General features: G+C 63.4%; 7 protein-coding genes. 3 read left to right on the top strand and 4 right to left on the bottom strand.

Features of this window, described 5'->3' with window-relative positions:
* From AC5DC2_RS16440 to AC5DC2_RS16425, 4 genes are all read right to left on the bottom strand, one after another.
* Positions 1 to 364, bottom strand: a 364-nt coding sequence (locus tag AC5DC2_RS16440; RefSeq protein ID WP_491699256.1) for a DeoR family transcriptional regulator, incomplete at its 3' end; no start/stop codon positions are given.
* A 47-nt stretch (positions 365 to 411) separates the two neighbouring features.
* A complete protein-coding gene (locus AC5DC2_RS16435) occupies positions 412 to 1,716 on the bottom strand; it encodes a TRAP transporter large permease (RefSeq protein ID WP_024706668.1) in 1,305 nt (434 codons plus the stop codon).
* A gap of 16 nt (positions 1,717 to 1,732) precedes the next feature.
* On the bottom strand, positions 1,733 to 2,299 hold the full coding sequence (locus tag AC5DC2_RS16430; RefSeq protein ID WP_024706667.1) for a TRAP transporter small permease: 567 nt from the start codon (positions 2,297 to 2,299) through the stop codon (positions 1,733 to 1,735).
* 111 nt (positions 2,300 to 2,410) lie between these two features.
* Positions 2,411 to 3,427: a TRAP transporter substrate-binding protein gene (locus AC5DC2_RS16425; protein ID WP_200338312.1), complete on the bottom strand. Its 1,017-nt coding sequence runs from the start codon at positions 3,425 to 3,427 to the stop codon at positions 2,411 to 2,413.
* Positions 3,428 to 3,730: 303 nt separating this feature from the next.
* Here AC5DC2_RS16425 and AC5DC2_RS16420 point away from each other — a divergent pair, with 303 nt between their 5' ends.
* The 3 genes from AC5DC2_RS16420 to AC5DC2_RS16410 form a co-directional block, all read left to right on the top strand.
* Entirely contained in the window at positions 3,731 to 4,447 is a 717-nt protein-coding gene (locus tag AC5DC2_RS16420) for an SDR family NAD(P)-dependent oxidoreductase (protein ID WP_491699255.1), read from the top strand.
* A gap of 10 nt (positions 4,448 to 4,457) precedes the next feature.
* Positions 4,458 to 5,774, top strand: a complete 1,317-nt coding sequence (locus AC5DC2_RS16415; protein WP_491699254.1) for an NAD(P)/FAD-dependent oxidoreductase — start codon at positions 4,458 to 4,460, stop codon at positions 5,772 to 5,774.
* A gap of 37 nt (positions 5,775 to 5,811) precedes the next feature.
* The coding region (locus AC5DC2_RS16410; protein WP_491699253.1) for a hydantoinase/oxoprolinase family protein at positions 5,812 to 7,124 on the top strand (1,313 nt) is incomplete at its 3' end.

Genomic DNA, 7,124 nt, shown 5'->3' with positions numbered 1-7,124 from the left:
TTTCTTCGGCGAGCAGATGACAGATGACGGCGCCGGTGTCGATCAGCAGGGCCTGATCGGGCTCGATAAAGCGCAAGGCCTCGCGCACGATCCCCTGCTTTTCCTCCAGCGCCGTGCGGCGGGCGAGATCCGTCGACGGCTCGTATGTCGCGCGCGAACGGATGCTGACGGCGCCGCCATGGGTGCGTTTCACCAGCCCTTCGGAGGCCAGAAGGTCGAGGTCGCGCCGGATCGTCGACACGGAGATGCCGAACATGCGCGCCAGGTCCTGGCTGGTGCCGGCCTGGTTGCTCTTGAACCAGTCCACCAGTTGCTGGCGGCGCTCGGCCGGCAGAAGTTCTTCCGTGTTGTTGTCGTCGTCCAAGTTCCAGCCTTCAGGTCAGGGATCTTCGAGGTTCCGCACAGGCGGCGTCACAGGGCGTTGGGCAACCAAAGCACAATCTGCGGGAATATCGCAAGCAGGGCGGTACCGATACACAACAGCAGGAAAAACGGCAAGGCGGCGCGCACGGTCTTGCCGATGGTCTCGCCGGTGAGGGCCTGCAGGATGAAAAGGTTCAGGCCGACCGGCGGCGTGAGCGCGCTCATCTCGATCATGATGACGAGGTAGACGCCGAACCAGAGCGGATCGAACCCGGCATGCACGATCAGCGGAACGGCGATCGGGACGGTCATGACGGTCATCGACGTGCCGTCGAGGAACATGCCGAGCACGATGTAGAGAACCGCGAGGATCAGCAGAACGCCATAAGGCGACAGGTTCATCGCGGCGATGCTTTCCGTGATCATCGAGGGCAGATGCATATAGGCGATGGCTGATGACAGGAAGGCGGAGGCGGCGATCAGCATCAGGATCATCGAGGAAACCCGGATCGTGCTTTTCAGGCTGTCAATCATCAGCTGCCAGGCAAACTGCCCGGTGACGAGCGTGATCACGATCGCGCCGAAAACCCCTACCGCGGCCGCTTCGGAGGGCGTGGCGATGCCGGTATAGATGGCGCCGAGCACGATCGTCATCAGCACCAGGATCGGCACGAGATCGAGAACGCCTCTCCAGATCACGCTCCACGATACCGGCTGGCCATGCGGCGGCGCCACGGAGGGACGGATGAGCGAGACAATCCCGATATAGCCGGAATAGAGCGCCGCCATCATCAGGCCCGGCAGAAGTCCTGCGGCAAAAAGCTTGGCGATCGAGACCTGCGCCAGGACGCCATAGACGATCATCGCGATGGAGGGCGGAATGAGCAGGCCGAAACTGCCGGCGCCGGCCAGCGAGCCGGAGGCGAGAGAGACGTCATAGCCACGGGCCTTCAGTTCGGGAATGGTGATCTTGCCGACCGTGGCGGTGGTCGCCGTCGAGGAACCCGAGATCGCGGCGAAGATGGTGCAGCCGATGACATTTGTGTGCAGCAAGCCGCCGGGAACGCGCGAGACCAGCGGCGAGAGGCCGCGGAACAGACGGTTCGAGATATCCGTGCGGAAGATGATATCGCCCATCCAGATGAAGATCGGAATGGCGGCAAGCTCCCACGACACGGCGGAAGACGATATGACCTTGGTGGCGATCGAGCCGATCCGGACCCAGCTGAAATCGAGCGCGAAATACATGGCGCCGGCGCCGACCAGCATCAGGCCGGCGAAGATCCACGTGCCGGCGCCGAGGAAGAGGACGAGCAGCAACAGCAGCGTCAGGGCGGACATTGAGACGGACATGGCGTTTCTTCCTGCGCTAGAGTGTGAGCGCGCGCTCATCGGCGTGGCCGACGGCCAGAAGCCGGAGGATCCGTACGATTACCTGAAACGCCATCAGAGAAAGGCCGATCAGGAAAAAGCTCTCGGGGATCCACATCGGGATGGGGAGGTAGGTTTCGGAAACGGTGCCCCGGCTCCAGTTCTTGAACACGGACTTCCACTGGTACCAGGCCAGGAAAACCATCAGCGCCTCGACTGCGACGAGCGTGCCGAACTCGCACATCCAGGCCAGTTTCGGCCCGGCTCGATCGGTCAGCACCTTGACGCGGATCATGAAGCCTTCTTCCAGCGCCCAGGCAGCCGACAGGAAGGCGACGGCGGCAACGCCGTTGCCGACCAGCGAATCCGCCATGAAGGTGGATTTCGAGAAAACGCGCAGGCAGATTTCCAGAAGCGTGAATGCGGTCATCAGGACCAGGATGCAGGCCGCGACGAAGGCCGCCGCCCGATTGAGGATGGTCGAGGCATGAGCGATGATCCGCAGCCATTTCGGATCGTCGGTCGCCTCGGAGAGGTGGTGTGAATGCGTTTCTTCAAGCGCCATGGTCATCTCCCGTACGGAAGGCAGCGGAAGGCTCCGCGCTGCATGTCCGCTGAATGAAGTGATTCATGCGGCCCGCCATCATCGGGATGACGAGCCGCAGGAGGAGAGATATCAGCCGGCCTTCAGCGCATCAAACTTCGCCAGCACGTCGGCGCCGCGCGTTCCGGTTTTCGCCACCCAGTCCTCGCGCACGGCAGCACCGGCGGCGTTCAGCGTCGCGAAAACGTCATCCGGCACATCGGCCGCGGTGGTCACGGTCATGCCGTGGTCGCGCAGGATCTTGTAGGAGGCCTCGATGCTGTCGGTCATGATCTGCCAGTTGTAGGCATCTGAGCTTTCGGTCAGGCCGAGCATGGCGTCCTGGACATCCTTCGGCAGGGCGTCGAATGCGTCCTTGTTCACATGGCACATGAACAGGCCCATGGCGTAGTTCATCTCGGTGAAGTCGCTGAGATAATCCCAGAGAGAGAGCTGCACGCCGCCATCGGCCGATGTCAGGACCGCGTCGATCGCGCCGGTCGACAGCTGGGGGATGAGATCGGACCATGCGATCTGCAGCGGCGCCGCGCCGGCCTTCATCAGCGTCTGCGTGCCGTTGACGTCATAGGTGCGGATGCGCAGGCCGTTGAGCGCGTCCATCGAGGTGATCGCCCGGTCGGCGAAGATGCCGGATGGCGGGTTCGGCATGGCCCAGAGCAGAACCATGTTGTTGTCGGCGAAGATCTTTTCGTATTCCGGACGCGCCGCCTGCCAGAGAAGATAGGCTTCCCTCGGGGTTTTGGCGATGAAAGGCAGGGAGGACAGGTTGAACAGCGGGTCGATGCCGCCGAGCTGGGTCATCAGGGTCACCGCGGTCTGCACCGCGCCGTCCTGCACGGCGTCGAACTGGTCCGCCGATTTGTAGCCGAGCGCGCCGCCGCCCTGATAGGTGATGGCGATCTGGTCGCCGACCTTCTTCTGCAGCTCGGTCAGGAAGTATTTCGACGCCTTGCCCGAGAGCGCGTCGGCATTGTACTCGTCCGCCATGTCCCAACGGACGGTGGAGGCGGCAAAGGCGCGATTGCCAAGGGCGCCGATCGCGCCGGCCAGGGCAGCATTGCGCATCAGCGCACGTCTAGTGATGGTCATTCGGTTCCCCTTTCGAAAGGCTGTGCGCCCGCCCGCTGTTCGGCCGGGCACCGAGACGTTTTCGTTCTTCGGATTTGTCAAAGTAAGCAGTCCCGTCAAAAACTGTCAATAAAAAACGCAAAAAGGTTCACGTTTTTTGCCAAAAATCAGAAGAAACCGTGCAACCACCTGCATTTTTTAACGCGTTTTCGCATTGAAAGGCGATTGCCAGTTGTCATTTCGCATCGTATCGTTCATAAAAATGCACATAAGCGCATAAAACGGCGAGCGACTTTCAGATAACGTTGCAAGAGAATTTGATAAATGCACACTACACCACAGAGCGCCCCGGTCATCCTGGTGTCCGGCGCCAATCGCGGCATCGGCGCGGCGATCGTCAGGGATCTTCTTCAGCACGGCTACCGGCTTTCGCTCGGTGCGCGCGATACCGCCAGGCTCGAGGCCGAGTTCGGCCCGCCCGGCGATAGGCTGCTCCATAACCGTTTCGATGCCTATGAGCCCGAGACGGCGAAACAGTGGGTCGATCGGACGGTCGCCCGTTTCGGGCGGATCGACGGCCTCGTCAACAATGCCGGAAACGGCGAGCAGGTGCTGCTCACCGACGACAATGAAGAGGCGCTGGACCGGCTCTGGGCGGTTAACGTCAAGGCGCCGCTCAGGCTCACCCGGTTGTGCCTGCCGCATCTGGAGGAAACCGGTCGCGGGCGGATCGTCAACATCGTCTCGATGTCCGGCAAGCGGGTGCGAAACGGCTTTGTCGGCTATAACATGACCAAGTTCGCGGTCATGGGGCTGACCCACACGACGCGTCATGTGGCCTGGGAAAAGGGTGTGCGCGCCACCGCGATCTGCCCGAGCTTCGTGCGCACCGAGATGAGTTCCTACACCAGCAAGGTCAAGCCCGAGGACATGATCCAGCCGGAGACCATGGCCGAGCTGGTGCGCACCGCGATCGAACTTCCCAACAACGCGGCGATGGCGGAAATGCTGGTCAACTGCCGTCTCGAAGACATGCTCTGAGGAGAGCGCCATGCCGGTTCCGAATTTGCAACGTCCGGGCTTTTCGGCCCCCCTGCCCGAGCGCGCCGATGTCGTGGTCATCGGCGGCGGCATTGCCGGGGTCACGACCGCCCTGTTCCTGGCCGAGGCCGGCGTCAACGTCACCCTCTGCGAAAAGGGCGTGGTTGCCGCCGAGCAGAGCTCGCGCAACTGGGGCTGGGTGCGGCAGATGGGGCGCGACCCCGCCGAATTGCCGCTGACGATCGAAAGCCTCAACCTCTGGCGCGATATTGATCGCCGCTTCGGCATCGAAACCGGCTTCCGCGAAACCGGCATCACCTATGTGTGCCGCACCAGGGCCGAGATCGCCGAGTTCACCGCCTGGGAGAAATACGGCCGCGAGGCCGGCATGCCCTCGACGCTTCTCGATTCCGCTGGTCTGCAGAGCCTGCTGCCGGGCATTGCCGCGCAATATACGCTGGGGCTTCATACCGCCAATGATGGCCGCGCCGAACCGGAAAGGGCCGTGCCGCAAATGGCATCCGCCGCCGAGCGTCTCGGCGCGACGATCACCGAAAACTGCGCCGTGCGCGGGATCGAGACGGCCGGCGGGCGCATCAGCGGCGTGGTGACGGAGAAGGGCACGATCGCGGCATCGTGCGTTGTCGTCGCGGCGGGCGCGTGGTCGCGGCTCTTCCTCGGCAATCTCGGGCTCAACTTCCCGCAACTGAAGCTGCTCGGCACGGCCGCGCGGATCGAAAGCGAGGGCGCCGTGCCGGAAATGCCGGTCGGCGGCGGCGATTTCTCCTTCCGCAGGCGTCTCGATGGCGGCTATACCATTGCCCAGCGCAATGCCAATGTCGCGCCGATCACGCCGGACAGTTTCCGCCTGTTCTTCGATTTCCTGCCGACGCTCCTGACGAGCTGGCGGGAGTTGAAGCTGCGCGTCAACGGCCAGACGGTCAGCGAACTGAACATGCCGCGCCGCTGGTCGCTCGACGAGGCGACGCCCTTCGAGGCGATCCGGACGCTCGATCCCGTGCCGCATGCGCCCTTCAACCGCAATGCGTTGCGCAACCTCACGCGCGCCTTTCCGGCTTTCGCCGATGCCCGCCTGACCCATAGCTGGGCCGGCATGATCGATGCGACGCCGGACGCGATCCCGGTGATCGGCCCGATTGCGGCCGTGCCGGGGCTCTATCTGTCGTCGGGCTTTTCCGGCCACGGCTTCGGCAGCGGGCCGGGCGCGGGCCGCCTGATGGCCGAACTCGTCCGCAACGAGAAAACCTGCGTTGATCCGGCGCCTTTCCGGTATGAACGCTTTTCGAAGACTGCCAAGGCCGCCTGAAGAGCGGCGCGACGGCAATAGCCAAAGGGAACATGACATGGCCTGGAGAATCGGCGTCGATTCCGGCGGAACATTCACCGACGTCTGCCTCTTCAATGATGAGACCGGAGCAATCGAGATATGGAAGGTCTCCTCCACCCCGGACGATCCGTCGCGCGCCATCGCCCAAGGCGTGATCGAGGGGCTGGAGAAGGTCGGCGCGAAAGCCGCTGATCTCGCCTTTCTCGGCCACGGCACCACGGTCGCCACCAATGCGCTGATCGAACTGCGCGGCATGAAAACGGGCCTCGTCGTCTCCGACGGCTTCCGCGACCTGCTCGAGATCGGCCGTCAGAAGCGTCCGAATCTCTACGACATGTTCGCCGAAAAGCCGGAACAGCTCGTCACCCGCGACCTGCGCCGGGAAGTGCCCGAACGGCTGAAAGCCGATGGCAGCGTTGCCGTGCCGCTGGATGAAGACGCGCTGCGCGAAGCTTTTCGCGCGCTCGCCGCCGAGGATATCAAGGCGCTGGCGATCTGCTTTCTCTACGGCTTCCTCAATACCGCGCATGAAGAGCGCGCTCTGGCGATCGCGGCGGAGGAACTGCCGGAGGTGTTCGTATCGGCCTCCCATGCCGTCGCGCCCGAGTTCCGCGAATATGAGCGGCTCTCGACCACTGTGGTCAACGCCTATCTCGGCCCGGTGATGCAGCGCTATATCCGCCGGCTGAAGGATAGGCTCGCCGAAATCGGCCTGAAGGTTGCGCCGCAGCTCACCCAGTCGAATGGCGGCGTCATCGGCTTCGATCAGGCGAGCAGCCTGCCGGTGCGCACCGTGCTCTCCGGTCCCTCGACCGGCGTTGTCGGCGCGCAGGCGATCGGCAGGATGGCCGGTTTCGACAACATCATCACCTTCGATGTCGGCGGCACTTCCTCTGACGTGGCGCTGCTGCAGAACGGCGTCTGCCAGCTCACCGGCGAGGCCGATGTCCACGGCTATCCGATCAAGGCGCCGATGCTCGACATTCACACGGTTGGTGCGGGCGGCGGTTCCATCGCTCATGTCGATACTGGTGGCCTCTTGAAGGTCGGGCCGCGTTCTGCCGGCGCCCATCCGGGGCCGGTCTGCTACGGGCTCGGCAATGAGGAGCCGACGGTGACCGACGCCAATATCGTGCTGCAGACCCTGAACCCGGTGGAAATCCTCGGCGGCCGCATGAAGGTGCGGCATGATCTGGCGCTCGCCTCGATCCAGCGGCTGGCCGACAGGCTCGGCGTTGACGTCATGGAGACCGCGCAGGGCATTATTTCCGTCGTCACCGCCAATATGGCGAAGGCGATCCGGGTGATCTCTGTCCAGCGCGGCCATGA

Source organism: Martelella sp. (assembly GCF_984369615.1).
This window is presented reverse-complemented; position numbering and strand designations above follow the sequence as displayed.

Excerpts from the sequence above, each read along its gene's own strand:
- AC5DC2_RS16420 (WP_491699255.1), top strand. The coding sequence starts at position 3,731 with ATGCACACTACACCACAGAGCGCCCCGGTCATCCTGGTGTCCGGCGCC.
- AC5DC2_RS16425 (WP_200338312.1), bottom strand. The coding sequence starts at position 3,427 with ATGACCATCACTAGACGTGCGCTGATGCGCAATGCTGCCCTGGCCGGC.
- AC5DC2_RS16415 (WP_491699254.1), top strand. The coding sequence starts at position 4,458 with ATGCCGGTTCCGAATTTGCAACGTCCGGGCTTTTCGGCCCCCCTGCCC.
- AC5DC2_RS16435 (WP_024706668.1), bottom strand. The coding sequence starts at position 1,716 with ATGTCCGTCTCAATGTCCGCCCTGACGCTGCTGTTGCTGCTCGTCCTC.
- AC5DC2_RS16430 (WP_024706667.1), bottom strand. The coding sequence starts at position 2,299 with ATGGCGCTTGAAGAAACGCATTCACACCACCTCTCCGAGGCGACCGAC.